This is a genomic window from Mesorhizobium sp. AA23 (genome assembly GCF_001672435.1).
Taxonomy (GTDB): domain Bacteria; phylum Pseudomonadota; class Alphaproteobacteria; order Rhizobiales; family Rhizobiaceae; genus Mesorhizobium.
This window is the reverse complement of sequence record NZ_LYTP01000032.1, coordinates 83,983-101,772: the sequence shown is the minus strand read 5'-3', so window position 1 is coordinate 101,772 and position 17,790 is coordinate 83,983. Positions and strand designations below refer to the sequence as shown.

The 17,790-nt window shown below is 64.0% G+C and carries 19 protein-coding genes; 9 read left to right on the top strand and 10 right to left on the bottom strand.

Features of this window, described 5'->3' with window-relative positions; genetic code table 11:
• Window positions 1-147: 147 nt before the first annotated feature.
• The 5 genes from A9K66_RS27210 to hutI all read right to left on the bottom strand — a co-directional run bounded on the left by A9K66_RS27210 (window position 148) and on the right by hutI (window position 6,245).
• On the bottom strand, window positions 148-735 hold the full coding sequence (locus A9K66_RS27210; RefSeq protein WP_067329868.1) for a HutD family protein: 588 nt from the start codon (window positions 733-735) through the stop codon (window positions 148-150).
• A gap of 4 nt (window positions 736-739) precedes the next feature.
• Window positions 740-2,410 (bottom strand): urocanate hydratase, encoded by a 1,671-nt coding sequence (hutU, locus tag A9K66_RS27205; RefSeq protein ID WP_067329865.1) that lies wholly within the window; start codon window positions 2,408-2,410, stop codon window positions 740-742.
• 37 nt (window positions 2,411-2,447) lie between these two features.
• A complete protein-coding gene (gene hutG, locus A9K66_RS27200; RefSeq protein WP_067329862.1) occupies window positions 2,448-3,263 on the bottom strand; it encodes an N-formylglutamate deformylase in 816 nt (271 codons plus the stop codon).
• A gap of 220 nt (window positions 3,264-3,483) precedes the next feature.
• On the bottom strand, window positions 3,484-5,019 hold the full coding sequence (hutH, locus tag A9K66_RS27195; RefSeq protein WP_067329858.1) for a histidine ammonia-lyase: 1,536 nt from the start codon (window positions 5,017-5,019) through the stop codon (window positions 3,484-3,486).
• Complete coding sequence (gene hutI, locus A9K66_RS27190) at window positions 5,016-6,245, bottom strand: imidazolonepropionase (RefSeq protein ID WP_197507528.1); 1,230 nt, start codon at window positions 6,243-6,245, stop codon at window positions 5,016-5,018. Before hutI ends, hutH begins: the two co-directional genes overlap by 4 nt.
• Before the next feature lie 97 nt (window positions 6,246-6,342).
• On the opposite strand from hutI, the gene A9K66_RS27185 reads away from it, so the two are divergent.
• A complete protein-coding gene (locus A9K66_RS27185) occupies window positions 6,343-7,698 on the top strand; it encodes a formimidoylglutamate deiminase (RefSeq protein WP_067330179.1) in 1,356 nt (451 codons plus the stop codon).
• 5 nt (window positions 7,699-7,703) lie between these two features.
• Window positions 7,704-8,450, top strand: coding sequence for a histidine utilization repressor (gene hutC / locus A9K66_RS27180; protein ID WP_067329854.1), 747 nt, complete (start codon window positions 7,704-7,706; stop codon window positions 8,448-8,450).
• Between the two features lie 51 nt (window positions 8,451-8,501).
• Here the strand turns inward: hutC and A9K66_RS27175 are convergent, their stop codons facing one another.
• On the bottom strand, window positions 8,502-8,846 hold the full coding sequence (locus tag A9K66_RS27175) for a RidA family protein (protein WP_067329851.1): 345 nt from the start codon (window positions 8,844-8,846) through the stop codon (window positions 8,502-8,504).
• A gap of 229 nt (window positions 8,847-9,075) precedes the next feature.
• Here A9K66_RS27175 and aztA point away from each other — a divergent pair, with 229 nt between their 5' ends.
• The 4 genes from aztA to A9K66_RS27155 all read left to right on the top strand — a co-directional run bounded on the left by aztA (window position 9,076) and on the right by A9K66_RS27155 (window position 12,219).
• Entirely contained in the window at window positions 9,076-9,894 is an 819-nt protein-coding gene (gene aztA / locus A9K66_RS27170) for a zinc ABC transporter ATP-binding protein AztA (protein WP_067330176.1), read from the top strand.
• On the top strand, window positions 9,894-10,769 hold the full coding sequence (gene aztB, locus A9K66_RS27165; RefSeq protein WP_067000522.1) for a zinc ABC transporter permease AztB: 876 nt from the start codon (window positions 9,894-9,896) through the stop codon (window positions 10,767-10,769). The genes aztA and aztB overlap by 1 nt, the downstream gene beginning before the upstream one ends.
• A gap of 25 nt (window positions 10,770-10,794) precedes the next feature.
• Window positions 10,795-11,736 (top strand): zinc ABC transporter substrate-binding protein AztC, encoded by a 942-nt coding sequence (aztC, locus tag A9K66_RS27160; RefSeq protein ID WP_067329848.1) that lies wholly within the window; start codon window positions 10,795-10,797, stop codon window positions 11,734-11,736.
• A 144-nt stretch (window positions 11,737-11,880) separates the two neighbouring features.
• Window positions 11,881-12,219, top strand: coding sequence for a TIGR01244 family sulfur transferase (locus A9K66_RS27155; protein WP_067000965.1), 339 nt, complete (start codon window positions 11,881-11,883; stop codon window positions 12,217-12,219).
• Window positions 12,220-12,296: 77 nt separating this feature from the next.
• On the opposite strand, the gene A9K66_RS27150 is transcribed toward A9K66_RS27155, so the two are convergent.
• Window positions 12,297-12,764, bottom strand: a complete 468-nt coding sequence (locus A9K66_RS27150) for an Lrp/AsnC family transcriptional regulator (RefSeq protein ID WP_059187534.1) — start codon at window positions 12,762-12,764, stop codon at window positions 12,297-12,299.
• A gap of 138 nt (window positions 12,765-12,902) precedes the next feature.
• Between A9K66_RS27150 and hppD the strand changes: the two genes are divergently transcribed.
• The 3 genes from hppD (at window position 12,903) to A9K66_RS27135 (ending at window position 14,683) form a co-directional block, all read left to right on the top strand.
• On the top strand, window positions 12,903-14,018 hold the full coding sequence (gene hppD, locus A9K66_RS27145) for a 4-hydroxyphenylpyruvate dioxygenase (RefSeq protein ID WP_067329845.1): 1,116 nt from the start codon (window positions 12,903-12,905) through the stop codon (window positions 14,016-14,018).
• A gap of 66 nt (window positions 14,019-14,084) precedes the next feature.
• Window positions 14,085-14,312 carry a type II toxin-antitoxin system prevent-host-death family antitoxin gene (locus tag A9K66_RS27140; RefSeq protein ID WP_067329842.1) on the top strand — a complete coding sequence of 76 codons (228 nt, stop codon included), beginning with the start codon at window positions 14,085-14,087 and terminating at the stop codon, window positions 14,310-14,312.
• Window positions 14,309-14,683 (top strand): type II toxin-antitoxin system VapC family toxin, encoded by a 375-nt coding sequence (locus tag A9K66_RS27135; RefSeq protein WP_067329839.1) that lies wholly within the window; start codon window positions 14,309-14,311, stop codon window positions 14,681-14,683. Before A9K66_RS27140 ends, A9K66_RS27135 begins: the two co-directional genes overlap by 4 nt.
• On the opposite strand, the gene A9K66_RS27130 is transcribed toward A9K66_RS27135, so the two are convergent.
• From A9K66_RS27130 to hmgA, 3 genes are all read right to left on the bottom strand, one after another.
• Window positions 14,650-15,222: a DinB family protein gene (locus tag A9K66_RS27130; protein ID WP_067329836.1), complete on the bottom strand. Its 573-nt coding sequence runs from the start codon at window positions 15,220-15,222 to the stop codon at window positions 14,650-14,652. The two genes, A9K66_RS27135 and A9K66_RS27130, sit on opposite strands and share 34 nt — an antisense overlap.
• Before the next feature lie 4 nt (window positions 15,223-15,226).
• Window positions 15,227-16,252, bottom strand: a complete 1,026-nt coding sequence (locus tag A9K66_RS27125) for a fumarylacetoacetate hydrolase family protein (RefSeq protein WP_067329833.1) — start codon at window positions 16,250-16,252, stop codon at window positions 15,227-15,229.
• Window positions 16,253-16,358: 106 nt separating this feature from the next.
• On the bottom strand, window positions 16,359-17,672 hold the full coding sequence (gene hmgA / locus A9K66_RS27120) for a homogentisate 1,2-dioxygenase (protein WP_067329831.1): 1,314 nt from the start codon (window positions 17,670-17,672) through the stop codon (window positions 16,359-16,361).
• Between the last annotated feature and the right edge of the window lie 118 nt (window positions 17,673-17,790).

Below are 17,790 nucleotides of genomic sequence, written 5' to 3'. Positions count from 1 at the left end.
GGGCGTCCCCTTTCGACAACTCAAGGGCGAACGCCCCTCGCTTCCCGCCCCGGGTCCGATCAGGGAAAGGATTCAGGCTTTTTCGTGATACATGCAAGGGGCCAGGCGATATTTCGCCCGCGCCGCGATCATGTTTGGCAACAGCCGTTAACCATTGGCGGCGGTGACGCGCAGGCGGATCACAAAAATCAGCTCATGCCCTTCAGGCTGGAGGCGCAGTTTCTGGCTCTGCTGATTGAGGACGAGCGCATCAAGCGGTCCGAGGCTGGCAGCGGTGTCCGTGAGGACTGTGACGCCACCGCCAACCGGCAAGATAATCGTCGTGCCGTCGGTCGACCTTATCTCGACTTCACCCGAAACAGGCAAGCGCTCGACCGTATGGCTGATGCAGCCGCGGCGGCTCATGACGTTGAGATCGGTGATCGGGCCGCCCATCAACGTGGCGCGGGTCGGCACGTCGCCGGGAAAAGGAAGCGGCGCCGAGGCTGGCGTCAGCCGCGCCGGCGGTCGAGAGGCGATGTCGAGCATAATGCCGTCGCCTTCCAGCACCGACAGCGTGCGGTCGACCCCGGCGAAGCTGGAGAATGGCCCGCTGGTCTCGACGCGCGCCATGGAGATGCGCCAGTCGAAATCCTCGAGACCGGCGCCATCAGGCGAGACGGCGATCTCGGTGGTCGTGCCGCCGCCGTTCTTCCACGGCATGACGCGATAGCCGGCGGCACGAAGGATGCGCATCGGTTCAACCCAGTATGCCCGGCAGGTTGAGCTGGTGCTCCTTCGCGCACTCGATGGCGATGTCGTAACCGGCATCGGCGTGACGCATGACGCCGGTCGCCGGGTCGTTCCACAGCACGCGCTCCAGGCGCCTGGCCGCGTCAGGCGTTCCGTCGGCGACGATCACCATGCCGGCATGCTGCGAGAAGCCCATGCCGACGCCGCCGCCGTGATGCAGCGAGACCCAGGTGGCGCCGGACGCGGTGTTGAGCAGCGCGTTGAGCAGCGGCCAGTCGGAAATGGCGTCGGAGCCATCCTTCATCGCCTCGGTCTCGCGGTTCGGCGAGGCGACCGAGCCGGAATCGAGATGGTCGCGGCCGATGACGACCGGCGCCTTGATCTCGCCCTTGGCCACCATTTCGTTGAAGGCGAGTCCCAATCGGTGGCGGTCGCCAAGCCCGACCCAGCAGATGCGCGCCGGCAGGCCCTGGAAGGAGATGCGCTCGCGCGCCATGTCGAGCCAATTGTGCAGATGCGTGTTGCCGGGGGTGAGTTCGCGCACCTTGGCGTCCGTCTTGTAGATATCTTCCGGATCGCCCGAGAGCGCAGCCCAGCGAAACGGGCCGATGCCGCGACAGAACAGCGGACGGATGTAAGCCGGCACGAAGCCGGGGAAGGCGAAGGCATCTTCGAAACCCTCGTCCTTGGCGACCTGGCGGATGTTGTTACCGTAGTCGAGCGTCGGCACGCCGGCGTTCCAGAACGCCACCATCGCCTCGACATGCTCGCGCATCGACGCGCGCGCCGCCTTCTCCACCGCCTTCGGATCACTGACGCGCTTCTCGCGCCATTCGGCAATGGTCCAGCCCTTGGGCAGATAGCCGTTGATCGGGTCATGCGCCGAGGTCTGGTCGGTGAGGATATCGGGGCGGATCCCACGCCTGAACATCTCCGGCACGATCTCGGCGGCATTGCCGAGCAGGCCGACGGACTTCGCCTCGCCGGCCTTGGTCCAGCGCTCGATCATTTCCATCGCCTCGTCGAGCGTTTCGGCCTTCTCGTCGAGGTAGCGAGTGCGCAAGCGGAAGTCGATCGAGTCCGGATTGCATTCGATGGCGAGGCAGGAGGCGCCGGCCATGACAGCGGCCAGAGGCTGGGCGCCGCCCATGCCGCCGAGGCCGGCGGTCAGGATCCACTTGCCCTTGAGATTGCCGCCATAGTGCTGGCGGCCGGCCTCGACGAAGGTCTCGTAGGTGCCCTGAACGATGCCTTGCGTGCCGATATAGATCCAGGAACCGGCCGTCATCTGGCCGTACATCATCAGGCCCTTCCTATCGAGGTCGTTGAATTTTTCCCAGGTCGCCCAGTGCGGCACGATGTTGGAATTGGCGATCAAGACGCGCGGCGCGTCCTTGTGGGTGCGGAAGACGCCGACCGGCTTGCCCGACTGCACCAAGAGCGTCTCGTCCTCGCCGAGCGTCTTCAACGACGCGGCGATGCGGTCGAAATCGTTCCAGGTGCGCGCCGCCCGGCCGATGCCGCCATAGACCACGAGCTCGTTCGGGTTCTCGGCGACCTCCGGATCGAGATTGTTCATCAGCATGCGCAGCGGCGCCTCGGTCGTCCAATAGCGGGCGTTGAGCTTATCGCCGCGCGGCGCGCGGACTTCACGGATGTTGTGGCGAGGGTCGGTCATGTCGGCAGTTCCCTTTCGATCAGGTGCGGCGGGAGCGTCAGCGCGCGGCCCAGGCAATCGCGGTTTCGAGAATGGTTTTCAGCGTGGCGCGGATCGGCGCCGCGTAGGTTGGGTCGTAAGGCACCGGCCAGTTGTCTGGCGCGCCCTTTTCCGACGGCTCGCGCATATAGCCGCGGTTCGAGAGCTCCATCTGCAGCGCATGGACGCCGCTCTGCGGCCGGCCGAAACTTCTGGTGATCCAGCCGCCCTTGAAGCGCCCATTGACCACCCAGGACTGGCTGCTCGCCGCGAGGATGGCGGCTACCTTTTCCTGCAGGGATGGTTCGGTGCTCTTGCCGTCATTGGTGCCGAGATTGAACACCGGCAGCGTGCCTTCGAACAGGCGCGGCAGCACCGAGCGAATTGAATGGCAGTCATAGAGCACGATCTTCTCGTGCATGCCGCGCAGACGGTCGATCTCAGCCTGCAGGGCGGCATGGTAAGGCGCGAAGTAAGTCTCGCGGCGCAGGTCGATCTCGGACGGCGTCGGCTCCTCGCCCATGCGGTAGAGCGGATCGCCATCAAACGTGTCGGTGGGGCAGAGCGTGGTCGTCGCCTGTCCAGGATAAAGCGAGACGCCGGAGGGGTCGCGGTTGACGTCGATGACGGTGCGCGAGATGGCGGTGTGGACGACCGTGGCGCCAAGATCGTTCGCGAAGTCGTACAGCTTGTCGATCCACCAGTCGCAGTCGCGGCGGCCGAGCCACGGCGAGACCAACCGGCTGTCGAGGCCCGCAAGATCTATGCCGGTGTGCGGGATCGAGACCAGCAGCGGCGCCGTACCGCGTGTGATGGTGAGCCAGGGCGTGGTCATTGGAGCCCTCCACGGGTTGGAGCTCTACGGCGCCCCCCTCTGTCCTGCCGGACATCTCCCCCACGAGGGGGGAGATCAGATATCAGGCCGGCTTTCGCCAATCGTCCACGTTGCAAGAAGGAGCGGGGCGCCAAAGTTGCCAATCTCCCCCCTTGTGAGCGAGATGTCCGGCAGGACAGCGGGGGGCGTGAAGGATCGCGACCTATCAGAGCATTCAATCTCATGATGCAATCCCCGGCAGCGCCACCGCAGCCGCCGCCTTAACCGCCGCGCCGCTGCGGACCAGGGCGATCGCCTTTTCCATGTCGGGGTGGAAATGCCGGTCGTTGTCGAGATGCGGCACCTCGGCTCGGACCAGCTTGCGCACCGTTTCCAGCGCTTCGCTCGAAGCGAGCGGGGCATGGAAATCGCAGCCTTGCGCGGCTGCCAACAGCTCGATGCCGATGACGGCCGTTGCATTCTCGATCATGCCGAGCAGGCGGCGCGCGCCGTGGGCAGCCATCGAGACATGGTCTTCCTGGTTGGCCGAGGTCGGGATGGAATCGACGCTCGCCGGATAGGCCTTCTGCTTGTTTTCCGAAACGAGCGCCGCCGCCGTCACCTGCGGGATCATGAAACCGGAATTGAGGCCAGGCTTCGGCGTCAGGAAAGCCGGCATGCCGGAGAGCGCCGGATCGACCAGCATGGCGATGCGGCGCTCAGACAGCGAGCCGATCTCGCAGACCGCAAGCGCGATCATGTCGGCGGCAAAGGCCACCGGCTCGGCGTGAAAGTTGCCGCCCGAGAGCGCGGTGTCGTCCTCGGCGAAGATCAGCGGGTTGTCGGTGACGCCGTTGGCTTCGGTCTCCAGCGTGTCGGCCGCCTTGCGCAGGACGTCGAGCGCGGCGCCCATCACCTGCGGCTGGCAGCGCAGGCAGTATGGATCCTGCACGCGCTCGTCGCCAACGCGGTGCGATTCACGAATGGCGCTGCCGGCCATCAGATTGCGCAACGCGTCCGCGGTCTCGATCTGGCCGCGATGCTTGCGCAACAGATGAATGCGCGGGTCGAAAGGCGCGTCGGAGCCGCGGGCAGCATCGGTCGACAGGGCGCCGGCGACCAGCGCCGACTGGTAGAGCGTCTCGGCTTCGAACAGGCCGGCGAGCGCGAAGGCGGTCGAGAACTGGGTGCCGTTGAGCAGCGCCAGGCCCTCCTTGGCAACGAGCGTGACCGGTTCCAGCCCATGCGAGACGAAGGCGACCTTGGCCGGGAAGCGACCATGCGGGGTAAAACATTCACCGACGCCGATCATGACCGCCGTCATATGCGCGAGCGGCGCGAGGTCGCCCGAGGCGCCGACCGAACCTTGCGCCGGCACCACCGGAATGACGTCGTTGGCGAGCATCCCCTGGAGCAGGTCGATGGTCTCGGCGCGCACGCCGGAAGCGCCCTGGGCGAGGCTCGCCAGCTTCAGCGCCATCATCAGCCGCACCACGGGGGCCGGCATCGGTTCGCCGACGCCCGCGGCGTGGGAAAGCACGATGTTGCGTTGCAGCGTTTCAAGATCGTTTGCCGGAATGCGAACGCTGGCGAGCTTACCGAAGCCGGTGTTGATGCCGTAGACCGGCTCGCCTTTGGCGACGATGCGGGCGACGGCTTCGGCGCTGGCCTTGATCTTCGGCCGGCAGGAATCGTCGAGCTTCGGCACGGCGCCGCGATAGATGGCGCGCCAGTCGGCAAGCGTTGCGCTGCCGGGCTTCAGGATCAGTTCGGTCATTGTCCTCTCCAGATGCGGGCATGGAGCGGATTGAAGCCCATGCGGTAGACAAGTTCGGCCGGACGCTCGATATCCCAGACGGCAAGGTCGGCCGATTTGCCGGCTTCCAGCGTGCCGGTCCTGTCGAGAAGCCCCAGCGCACGCGCGGCCTCGCGGGTGACGCCGGCGAGGCATTCGTCGATGGTCAGGCCAAAGAGCGTCGCGGCCATGTTCATGGCGAGCAGCAGCGAGGTGAGCGGCGAGGTACCGGGATTGGAGTCGGTGGCGACCGCCATCTTCACGCCATGCCGGCGGAACAGCTCGACCGGCGGCCTCTTGGTCTCGCGGATGAAATAGTAGGCGCCGGGCAGGATGGTCGCGACCGTGCCGGACCCGGCCATCGCCGCGGCGCCCTCCTCATCGGTGTATTCCAGGTGATCAGCCGACAGCGCGCCGTAGCGCGCGGCAAGCGCCGCGCCATGCAGGTTGGAGAGTTGGTCGGCGTGAAGCTTCACCGGCAGGCCGAGCGCTTTCGCCTTATCGAAGACGCGCGCGATCTGTTCCGGTGAGAAGGCAATGCCCTCGCAAAAGCCGTCGACGGCGTCCGCGAGCTTTTCGGCGGCAACCGCCGGGAGGATCGTGCCGGCGACGAGATCGATGAAAGCGTCCTTGTCGCCCCTGGCTTCGGGCGGCAGCGCATGGGCGGCGAGACAGGTCGTGAGGATCGTGATTGGACGCTCACTGGCCAGACGGCGGGCAGCGCGCAGCGACTTTTTTTCATTGTCGGCATCGAGGCCGTAGCCGGACTTGACCTCGACGGTCGTCACGCCCTCGGCCATCAGCGCGTCGAGGCGGGGCAGCGTCTGGGAGACGAGCTCGTCTTCGCTCGCGGCGCGCAGCGACTTGACCGAGGAAACGATGCCACCCCCTGCCCTCGCCACCTCCTCATACGTGGCGCCGGCCAAGCGCATCTCGAATTCGTTGGCGCGGTTGCCTGCATAGACAAGGTGGGTGTGGCAATCGATCAGGCCGGGGGTGATCCAGCGGCCCTGGCAATCGACCGTTTCGGCGCCCTGCCCGGCGGCTGCCGGCAGGTCGGCCTCCGATCCGGCATAGACGATCAGCCCGTCGCGCGCGGCGATCGCACCTTTCTCGACGATGCCGAGACCGGCAGCACCCTCGGCCATAGTCGCCAGGCGCGCATTGCGCCACAGACGAAGGCCGCTCTTTCCGTTTGCTCCACCCATCATCTTTTCCATTTGAAAGATGACGATTATGTATATACATATTGAAACGCGACGCAAGTGTTAATGTCGCTCGGGCATTCGGATTGGGAGTTTGGACGTGACGGCGATCTTTGCGGAACAGGCGCTGCTGCCCGGCGGTTGGCGGGGCAATGTGAGGATCGCTTTCGACGGCGGCCGTATCTCTGAAGTCGAAGCGGGCTCTTCGGCACACGCCGGCGACGAACGCCACGCCATCGTCCTGCCCGGCATGCCCAACCTGCATAGCCACGCCTTCCAGCGCGGCATGGCGGGGCTTGCCGAACTGCGCGGTCCCTCGGCCGACAGTTTCTGGAGCTGGCGCGAGGTGATGTACCGCTTCGCGCTGTCGATGACGCCGGACCAGGTCGAGGCGGTCGCGGCGCAGCTTTATGTGGAGATGCTGGAAGCCGGGTTTTCGCGCGTCGGCGAGTTTCACTATCTGCATCACGACCGCGACGGGCAGCCTTACGCCAACATCGCCGAGATGGCGGAGCGGATCGCGGCTGCCGCCGCCGACACCGGCATCGGACTGACGCTGCTGCCGGTCTTCTATGCCCATTCGGCCTTCGGCGGCGCTGCTCCCAACGAAGGCCAGCGGCGATTCATCAATGATGTCGGACGCTTCGAACGTCTGCTTGAGAAAACTCGCGAAGGCGTTCGCTCGCTGGAGCAAGCCGTCGTCGGCGTCGCGCCGCACAGCCTGCGCGCCGCAACGCCGGACGAACTCAACGCGGTTGCCGCAATGGCGCCGAACGGGCCGATCCACATCCATGTCGCCGAGCAGGTGAAGGAAATCGAGGACTGCATCGCCTGGTCAGGCAAGCGTCCGGTCGAGTTGCTGCTCGGACATGCTGAGGTGGACAGGCGCTGGTGCCTGATCCACGCCACGCATATGACCGAGGCCGAGACGATCGCCATGGCCAAGAGCGGCGCCGTCGCTGGGCTGTGCCCCGTCACCGAAGCCAATCTCGGCGACGGCACTTTCGCCGCCCCCCTGTTCATCGAACATGGCGGCCGCTTCGGGATCGGCTCCGACTCCAATGTGCTGATCGGCCTGCCGGACGAGCTTCGGCAGCTCGAATATTCGCAGCGCCTTGCCCACCGCGCTCGCAATGTGCTGGCGCGCGCCGGCGGCTCTACCGGCCGCGCGCTGTTCGATGCCGCGCTCGATGGCGGCAGCATCGCGCTCGGCGCCGGCCCCTCAACTCTCGCCGTAGGCAGGCCCGCCGATTTCGTCTCGCTCGAGGCCGGTCATCCCTCGCTTGCCGGCAAGGCGGGCGATGCCATCCTAGACGCCTGGATCTTTGCCAATGGCGGCAAGGTCGATTGCGTCTGGGTGCATGGCAAGAAGCAAGTGAGCGGCGGCAGGCATGTCAAACGCGAGGCGGTCGCCGGGCGCTTCCGCAAAGTGATGATGGCGCTTTCCGAGGGCTGATCCCGATGAGCATGGCCGAAACGGTAGAGATGGAAGACGGCGAGACCCTGTCGCTGCACCAGCGTATCCTGTCCGACATCCGGGAAAAAATCCTGTCGGGTGCATGGGCACCCGGCCACCGCATCCCGTTCGAGCACGAGCTGACGGCTCAATATGATTGTTCGCGCATGACGGTGAACAAGGCGCTGTCGCAGCTCGCCAAGGCGGGGTTGATCGAGCGCCGCCGCCGCTCGGGCAGCTTCGTGCGCCAGCCGCAGTCGCAGGCGGCGGTGCTGGAACTGCACGACATCAGGATCGAGGTCGAGGCGCTCGGCTTGCCCTATCGTTATGAACGGCTGGAGCGCATGAAACGGCGCGGCAATGCCGAGGATCGGTCGCTGCTTGGGCTATCTGCCACGGGTCCAGTGCTTTGGCTGGAGGGGCTGCATTTTGCCGGCGAACGGCCATTCGCGCTCGAGCAGCGCCTGATCAATCTTTCGGCGGTGGGCGAGGCCAGCGAGGAAGAATTTCTCGACATCGCGCCCGGCCCCTGGCTGATCGGCCGCGTGCCGTGGAGCGAGGCCGAGCACCGTATCCGCGCCATGGCGGCTGACGAAACTATCGCCGGCACGCTCGACATCGATCCCGGCGCGCCCTGCCTGGTGGTCGAGCGCCGCACCTGGAGCGCCGAGCATCCGGTCACGCATGTGCGCTTCATCTATCCGGCGGAAAGCCACACGCTTGTGGCGCGGTTCACGCCTTCGCAGGGATGAGCAATCTTCCCCTCGCGGGCCCACGAGGGGAAGATTGGCGGATCCAGCGCCTTACAGCGCCGCAGTAACGATGATCTCGACCAGATATTCCGGGGTGGCGAGCTTGGCTTCGCCGGTGGCGCGGGCGGGCGTGTGGCCTTGCGGCACCCACTTGTCCCACTCCGAATTCATCTCGGCGAAGGTGCCCATGTCGGCCAGCCAGATGATCGCCTGCACGATCTTGGTCTTGTCGGTGCCAGCCTTGGCGAGCAATTCGTCGATGGTCTTCAGGATGTCGCGAGTCTGCGAGGCGACGTTGCCGTTGGGCTCACCGACTTGGCCGGCCAGATAGACAGTGTTGCCGTGAATGACGATCTGGCTCATGCGCGGGCCGACATCGATACGACGAATGCTCATGAAAGGTTCCTTCTTTCTAGGGTCGCGCCTGTTTAGAGTTCGTGCCGGCTCCGGGCAAGGCCGACCGGCGCGAAACCGATTGAGCCAATTTATCGGCTCCGGACCGCTTCCGTGTACACGGCGAGTTGACCGATCTGGACACAATTCTGCCGAACCGGCATGTTGACTAATGTAATAACATCACATATCGACGAGTGCTCTCGAATTCGTGTCCGATCCGGAACGCCTGATGACAAATGCCTGCCTGACCTTCCGCGACCTGACGCTCGGTTACAACAGCCATCCGGCCATTCATCACCTCAACGGCACGGTCCGAAAAGGCTCGCTGACTGCCGTTGTCGGCGCCAACGGCTCGGGCAAGTCGACGCTGATGAAGGGCATTGTCGGCGTGCTGAAGCCGATGGAGGGCACGGTTGTCCGCGCGCCCGGCGTGCGCACCGCTTATCTGCCGCAGCAGTCGGAGCTCGACCGCAGCTTCCCGGCGCGGGTGGTCGACCTGGTCTCGCTTGGCCTGTGGCCGAAGCGCGGCATGCTCGGCCGCTACACCAAAGAGGATCGCGAGTCGGTCAGCAAGGCGCTGATGGCGGTCGGGCTCGGCGGCTTCGAGAAGCGGCCGATCGACACGCTCTCCGGGGGTCAGCTGCAGCGCACGTTGTTTGCCCGCGTGCTGTTGCAGGATGCCGACCTCATCCTGCTCGACGAGCCGTTCAATGCCGTCGACGCCAAGACCGTCGGCGACCTCATCCAGCTGATAAAGCGCTGGCATGGCGAGGAGCGCACGATCATGGTGGTCGTCCACGACCTAGATCTCGTGCGGCGGAATTTTCCCGAGACGCTGCTGCTCGCCCGCCAGCCTGTCGCCTGGGGCGACACAAAACAGACGCTCAGGCCTGAAAACCTGCTCAAGGCGCGGCGTTTTCACGAGGCCTGGGAAGAGAACGCGCCCTGGTGCGAGCCCGATGACCATGGCCATGACCACGAACATCATGACCACGCGCACGCGCATGATCATCATCACGGCCATGGCTCCGGACCGAGGGCGGCGTGATGGAGTTTCTCTACGGCCTGTTCATCCAGCCCTTCGCCGATTTCGCCTTCATGCAACGGGCGCTGTTCGGCTCGCTGATGCTGTCGCTCGGCGCCTGCCCGGTCGGCGTCTTCCTGATGCTCAGGCGCATGAGCCTGTCGGGCGACGCAATGGCGCACGCCATCCTGCCCGGTGCCGCCGCGGGCTTCCTGTTCTATGGCCTCGAGATCCTGCCGATGACCGTCGGCGGGCTGATCGCCGGCATCATCGTCGCGCTCGGCGCAGGGGCGGTTTCGCGCTTCACCATCCAGCGCGAGGACGCCTCGATGGCGGCCTTCTATCTGATCTCGCTCGCCATCGGCGTGCTTATGGTGTCGATCCGCGGCTCGAGCGTCGACCTGATGCATGTGCTGTTCGGCACCGTGCTGGCGCTCAACAACGAGGCGCTGATCCTGATCTGCGGCATCGTGGTTGTGACGCTCGCCTGCCTCGCCATCTTCTGGCGGGCGCTGGTCGCCGAATGCCTCGATCCGCTGTTCCTGCGCTCGGTGAGCCGCATGGGCAGCCCGGTCCATTTCATCTTTCTTGGGCTGGTCGTGCTCAACCTCGTCGGCGGTTTCCAGGCGCTGGGCACGCTGCTCTCGGTCGGGCTGATGATGCTGCCGGCCGCCGCCGCCCGCTTCTGGACGGTTCGCGTCGAGCCGATGTGCGCGCTGGCGGTGCTGATCGGCTTTGCCTCCTGCATAGCCGGACTGCTTTTGTCCTATCACGCCTCACTGCCGTCCGGCCCGGCTATCATCCTTTCGGCCGGCGTCGTTTATTTCTGCTCGATCCTGTTCGGCACGCGCGGCGCGCTGCGCGCCCGTATCGTGCATCACCGCCACCGCACAGCTTAATCCCCAAGCAAGGAGACTCTTCCCAATGTTGAAATCCTTCCGCGCCGCCCTGGCGCTGAGCGTTATAACATTAAGCGCTTTCGCCACATCGTCCGCTTTTGCGGCGCCGCTCAAAGTGGTGACGAGCTTCACGGTGATCGCTGACTTTGCGAAAAATGTCGGCGGCGACCGCGTCAACATCACCACCATCGTCGGCCCGGACGGCGACGCGCATGTCTACGAGCCGACCCCCGCCGATGCGGTGGCGATGGCCGGCGCCGATGTCGTGCTGGTCAACGGTCTGCATTTCGAAGGCTTTTTGCAGCGCCTGGTCGACACCAGCGCCACCAAGGCGACGATCGTGACGCTGACCAAGGGCGTGACGCCGATCGCCTTCAAGCCGGAATTCGCCGATGCCGACGCGGCCGAAGGCGCCGGCACCGGCGGCGGCAAGACGGTCAACGACCCGCACGCCTTCCAGTCGATTGCCAATGCCAAGATCTACGTGAAGAATATCGCCGATGCATTCTGCGCCGCCGATAGCGCGGGCTGCGACAGCTACAAGGCCAATGCCGCCGCTTACACGCAGAAGCTCGACGCGTTGGAGGGCGAAGTGACCGCGGCGATCCAGGCGATCCCCGAGGCCAAGCGCGTCGTCATCACCTCGCACGACGCCTTCGGCTATTTCGAGCATGCATACGGCCTGACCTTCCTTGCTCCGCAAGGCATCTCGACCGATTCCGAGCCTTCGGCCGCCGACGTGGCCAAGCTGGTCAACCAGGTCAAGCAGGACAAGGCGGCGGCGATCTTCATCGAGAACATCACCAACCCCAGGCTCATCGAGCAGATCGCCAGCGAGACCGGCATCAAGGTCGGCGGCACGCTCTATTCCGATGCGCTGTCGCCGCCCGACGGCCCGGCCTCGACTTATATCGACATGATGCACAACAACATCGAGCAGTTCAAAGGCGCGCTGCTCGGAAGCTAAGCGGCATCATCCAACCGGGCTAAAATCGGCCCGGTTGGATTTTCCGCCCCGCACTCTCTATTTGGCAGAGAGATCCGGTGCTACGGATTGCCGCTAATGCCGCGCGGTGGCATGACTGCGGCCAAGGATTGCGAGGACGACGCTATGGAATACCGCCAGATCAGCGAAGACTATTCGGTCTCGGGGCAGATCCAGCCCGAGGACATCGTTGCCATCAAGGACGCCGGCTTCAAGAGCGTCATCTGCAACCGGCCGGACGACGAGCAGCCCGGCCAGCCCTCTGCCGACAGCGTCAAGGCGGCCGCGGAAGCTGCGGGGCTCGCCTTCCGCTACATCCCGGTGATCAGCGGCCAGCTCACCATGGACAATGTCGAGGATCAGGCCGAGGCGCTCGACGAGCTCGAAGGCCCAGTCTTCGCCTATTGCCGCTCCGGCGCGCGCTGCACCAACCTCTATGGGCTGATCCAGCAGCAGCGGGGGTGAAAGCTTGCGCATTGGCGAGAGCCAATTCCGCAGGTTCGCGTTCCGTCGCCGTCGCATCCAACAAAGATCTCCGCAAACTAAATCGGCAGCGCGCCGGTCTCTTTCAACGTTTCCAGCACGATCGCTGTCTTGACGTGCTGCACCGATTCATGCGGCAGCAGCACGCCGTTGACGAACTCGGAAAGCGATTTGAGATCGGGCGTCACCACCTTCAGGATGTAATCCATCTCGCCGGTCAGCGCGTGCGCTTCCTGCACCTCGGGTAGCCGCGCCACCAGCTCGCCGAAGCGGCGGGCATTGTCGCGGTTGTGGGTGGCCAAGGTCACCGAAATCACATTGACCAGCGAAAAGCCGAGACGGTCGCGGTCGAGCACGGCGCGATAGCCCCTGATATAGCCATCTTCCTCCAGCCGCTGGCGGCGGCGCGAGCATTGCGAGGCCGATAGGTTCACACGCTCCGAAAGGTCGTTGTTAGTGAGCCGCGCATCGCCCTGCAGGAGCGCCAGTATCTTGCGGTCAAATTGATCAAGGCGCGCATCATCCATGATTTTCTCCCCAATCATGCACAATCTGCGCACATGATGGGCATTCCAGGCGGTTGAATGCAAGCACCATGCAGCCGTCCAGCGTTATTATAGTGAAAGCTGGCCAAGCACGGCCTTAACAGCTTTCGGAGGAATGCCATGGGCCCCTTCCCGCATGACGCCCCGCCCGCCAAGATCAGCAAGGCGAATCCCGCCGGCACCGACGGCTTCGAATTCGTCGAGTTCGCGCATTCAGACCCGGCAAAACTCGCCGAGCTCTTCGCCCGCATGGGCTATGTCGCGGTGGCGAAGCACCGCACCAAGGACATCACCGTCTGGCGCCAGGGCGACATCAACTATGTCGTCAATGCCGAGCCAGGCTCGCATGCGATGAAATTCGTCGAAAAGCACGGCCCCTGCGCCGCCTCGATGGCGTGGCGCGTGGTCGATGCCAAGCATGCCTTCGACCATGCCGTGTCGAAGGGTGCTGTGCCCTATGAGGGCACCGACAAGGCGCTCGACGCGCCGGCGATCGTCGGCATCGGCGGATCGCTCCTCTATTTCATCGAAACCTATGGCGACAAGGGCTCGGCTTACGATGCTGAGTTCGAGTGGCTGGGCGAGCGCAATTCGAAACCCGAAGGCGTCGGCTTCTACTATCTCGACCACCTGACCCACAATGTCTATCGCGGCAACATGGACAAGTGGTGGGACTTCTACCGCGACCTGTTCGGCTTCAAGCAGATCCATTTCTTCGACATCGACGGCAGGATCACCGGATTGGTCAGCCGGGCGATCACCTCGCCCTGCGGCAAGATCCGCATTCCGCTCAACGAGTCCAAGGACGAAACCAGCCAGATCGCCGAGTATTTGAAGAAGTACAACGGCGAGGGTATCCAGCACATCGCTGTCGGCACCGATGCGATCTACGATGCCACCGACAAGCTTGCCGCCAACGGTCTGAAGTTCATGCCCGGCCCGCCCGACACCTATTACGAGATGTCGCGTGAGCGCGTGTACGGCCATGACGAGCCGATCGAGCGCATGAAGAAGCACGGCATCCTGATCGACGGCGAAGGCGTCGTAGACGGCGGTATGACCAAGATCCTGCTGCAGATCTTTTCGAAGACGGTGATCGGGCCGATCTTCTTCGAATTCATCCAAAGGAAGGGCGACGAAGGTTTTGGCGAAGGGAATTTCCGCGCGCTGTTCGAGTCGATCGAGCAGGACCAGATCAAGCGCGGCGTGCTGAAGGTGGACGGCAGGGCGGCGTAGCGCCTGCTTACGCTCGGTTGCGGCCCGACCAATTATGACCTAAATTATGGTCAGAAAGGTCGAGCAATGAACGTTCCGATGGCAAAAGCGAAGGCTCAGCTCTCTGAGCTGGTGAAGCGTGCCCAAGCTGGTGAAGAGATCTATCTGACCCGGCACGGGGAAATCGTGGCAACTTTGAGCGCTCCCGCCCGGCCTGGCGGGAGCAAAGGTTTGTTCGGGGCTTTGAAAGGCCAGATTCGCATTTCGGATGATTTCGATGAACTCGGTCCCGAATGGGACGAGTACATCAAATGAGCCGCAAATATCTGGTCGATACCCATATTCTGCTTTGGGTTCTCAACGCGGATTCACGCCTTTCGGATCACCATCGTGACATCTTCCTTGCCGGCGAAGATGTCATCGTCAGCGCCATTTCCGTGGCAGAAATCGCCATCAAAAAATCGCTCGGCAAGGTCACGTTCGCAGGCAATATATCGGAAATCTTGCGGTCGAACGGTATTCCGATCCTCAGTGTGAACGAACTACACGCAGAACGGCTCGAGCATCTGCCGCTCCACCATCGCGATCCCTTCGACCGCCAGCTCATTGCACAAGCGCAAATTGAAGGCCTTACCTTGATTTCAGCGGACCGTCATTTTTCAGCGTATGATGTCACGCTGGCCTGATCCGCAATCCCCAGCCGCTCGACTTCCGCCTGCCTGAGCTTCAGATCATAATCGAGCAAAAACTCATCCAATTGCGGTGGTGAGACCGAGGTGCCCGACAGCATCGCGTGCACTTGGCCGCGATGGTGGATGTCGTGCAGCAAGACATGGGCGAGGATGTCGCCGATCTTTTCGGGGATCATGCCGTCCTCGCGTCGATCGGTGAGGACGCGTCGGTCGAGATCAAGCTCGGACAGGTTGTCGCAGAAAGCGACAAGTCTTCGGTCGAAGTCGGCCTGCGCTTCCGCCAGGCTTGACGCATCGTCCAACGGTATGAAGTCATCATAGGTCGCAGCACCGAGGCCGCCATCCGTCAGAAAATCGAGATAGAGACGATCGACCGCGAGGATGTGGTTGAGCGTCTCCTTGATCGAGGGAAAGAAACTGGTTCGACCAGCCTCGAACTCGCCGGGCTGAAGCTCCAGGACGGCGCGGTAGAGCCGGTCGTTCGACCACAAATTGTTGCGCGCCATGCGGCGAAGATGCTCGAGCAGGGTCACCTTTTCAGGTTCCTTTCTCCCCCTCGTACTTCTCGACCTTCTGCTCGATGGCGCCGAAGATCGAATGGCCGGCCTTGTCCTTCATCTCGATGCGCACCGTGTCGCCGAAGCGCAGGAACGGGGTCTTCGGCTCGCCGCTCTCGATGGTCTCGATCATGCGCAGCTCGGCGATGCAGGAATAGCCGGCGCCGCCTGCCGCGACCGGCTTGCCTGGCCCATCATTCAGCTTATTGGAGACGGTGCCGGAGCCGATGATGGCGCCGGCGGCGAGCGGCCGCGTTTTCGCGGCATGCACGATCAAGGCCGGGAAATCGAAGGTCATGTCGATGCCGGCATTGGCACGGCCAAACGGTTTGCCGTTGAGATCGGCGAGCAGCGGCAGGCTGACCTTGCCGCCGTCCCAGGCATCACCAAGCTCGTCCGGCGTCACCGCGACCGGCGAGAAGGCAGAAGAAGGCTTCGACTGGAAGAAGCCGAAGCCTTTTGCGAGTTCCGGCCCTGTGATGGCGCGAAGCGTCACATCATTGACCAGCATGATCAGACGGATGGCCTCGCGCGCCTCGCCCGGCCCGGCGCCCATCGGCACATCGCCGACGATGACGGCAACTTCCGCCTCCATGTCGATGCCGAAGGCTTCGTCGGCCATGCGGATCGGATCGCGCGGCGCAAGGAAGGAGTCCGAGCCGCCCTGGTAGATCAGCGGATCGGTCCAGAAACTCGCCGGCATCTCGGCGCCGCGCGCCTTCCGCACCAGCTCGACATGGTTCACATAGGCCGAGCCGTCCGCCCATTGATAGGCGCGCGGCAGCGGCGAATGCGCGTCATGCTCGTGAAAGCGGGCCGAGGGCACCGCGCTGGTCTCGAGCGATTCCGCCATCGCCGCCAGATGCGGCGCCAAGCGCCCCCAATTGTCGAGCGCTGCCTGCAGCGTCGGCACCAGGAAAGAAGCGTCTGTGAACCGCGTCAGATCGCGCGAGACCACGACCAGTTTCCCGTCGCGCGTCCCGTTCTTCAAAGTGGCAAGCTTCATGCGGTTTCCTCTCCTCGCGGGCTTTGTGCCGCTCGTCCCACAACAAGGCCGTCGCGAGTGATCGTCAAGCCACCCGCCGATGTTTTCCTGACTCTGACTTCACCAATCAGGGCCAGTCGCCTTCCGGCGTGCCGTTGAAGTGCTTCCTCAGGTCGGCCCAGCAGTCGATGTAGTTCGCCTGCAAGGTGTCGAGTTCGGCGGCGTAGCGCGTCAGCATCTGCGGAAAGCGCGTCTCGAACATGAAGGCCATGGTGTTGTCGAGCTTGACCGGTTTCAAGTCGGCGCGGGTGGCCTTCTCAAAGCCGGAGGCGTCGGGCCCGTGCGCCAGCATCTGGTTATGCAGGCTGATGCCGCCCGGGACAAAACCTTCCTCCTTGGCATCGTACTGGCCGTGGATCAGGCCCATGAACTCGCTCATGATGTTGCGGTGGTACCAGGGCGGCCGGAAAGTGTTTTCGGCCACTAGCCAGCGCGGCGGGAAGATGACGAAGTCGACATTGGCCGTACCCTCCTCGCCGCTCGGCGCCGTCAGCACGGTGAAGATCGACGGGTCCGGGTGATCGAAGAGGATCGCGCCGACCGGCGAAAACGTCGCCAGATCATATTTATAGGGCGCGTAGTTACCGTGCCAGGCGACGACGTCGAGCGGCGAATGGCCAAGCTCGGTGACGTGGAAAGTGCCGCACCATTTGACGATCAGCCGACATGGCGTCTCCTTCTCCTGGAACCAGGCGCAGGGAGTCTTGAAGTCGCGCGGATTGGCCAGGCAATTGGCGCCGATCGGGCCGCGGTCGGGCATGGTGAATTTTGCCCCGTAGTTCTCGCAGACATAGCCGCGCGCCTCCTTGTCGGCGAGCTCGACCTTGAAGACGAGGCCGCGCGGCAGCACCGCGATCTCGCCGGGGCGAAGTTCGATGACGCCCATCTCGGTGACAAAGCGCAGCGTGCCGACCTGCGGCACGATCATGAGCTCGCCGTCGGCATTGAAGAAATGGTCGTCGACCATCGAGCGGTTGGCGACATAGACATGCGCCGCCATGCCGGACTGGCCGACCGCGTCGCCGGCGGTGGTCATGGTGCGCATGCCGGAAATGAAGTCGGTCGGCTCGGTCGGGATCGGCACCGGGTTCCATCGGTACTGGCCGAGTGCCAGCTCGTGATCGCCGACGTTGGGCGCGGTCTTCCACATGGGATAGCTCGCGCCCTTGAAGCGGCCGGTATGTCTCACGCTTGGGCGGATGCGGTAAAGCCAGGAGCGCTCGTTGGTGCCGCGCGGCGCGGTGAAGGGCGAGCCCGAAAGCTGCTCGGCATAGAGCCCGTAGGCCGGCCGCTGCGGCGAGTTGCGGCCCTGCGGCAGCGATCCCGGCAGCGTCTCGGTCTCAAAATCATTGCCGAAGCCCGGCATATAGGAAAAGGCCATCCGATCCTCCCTGATCCCGGGCTGCCGCCCTCAGCGTTGAGGAAGGCTTTCCGGTGATGTTGACCAAACTGGTTTCATTTGTAACCATCGAAAATGTAACTATCAACGCCGAACCCCG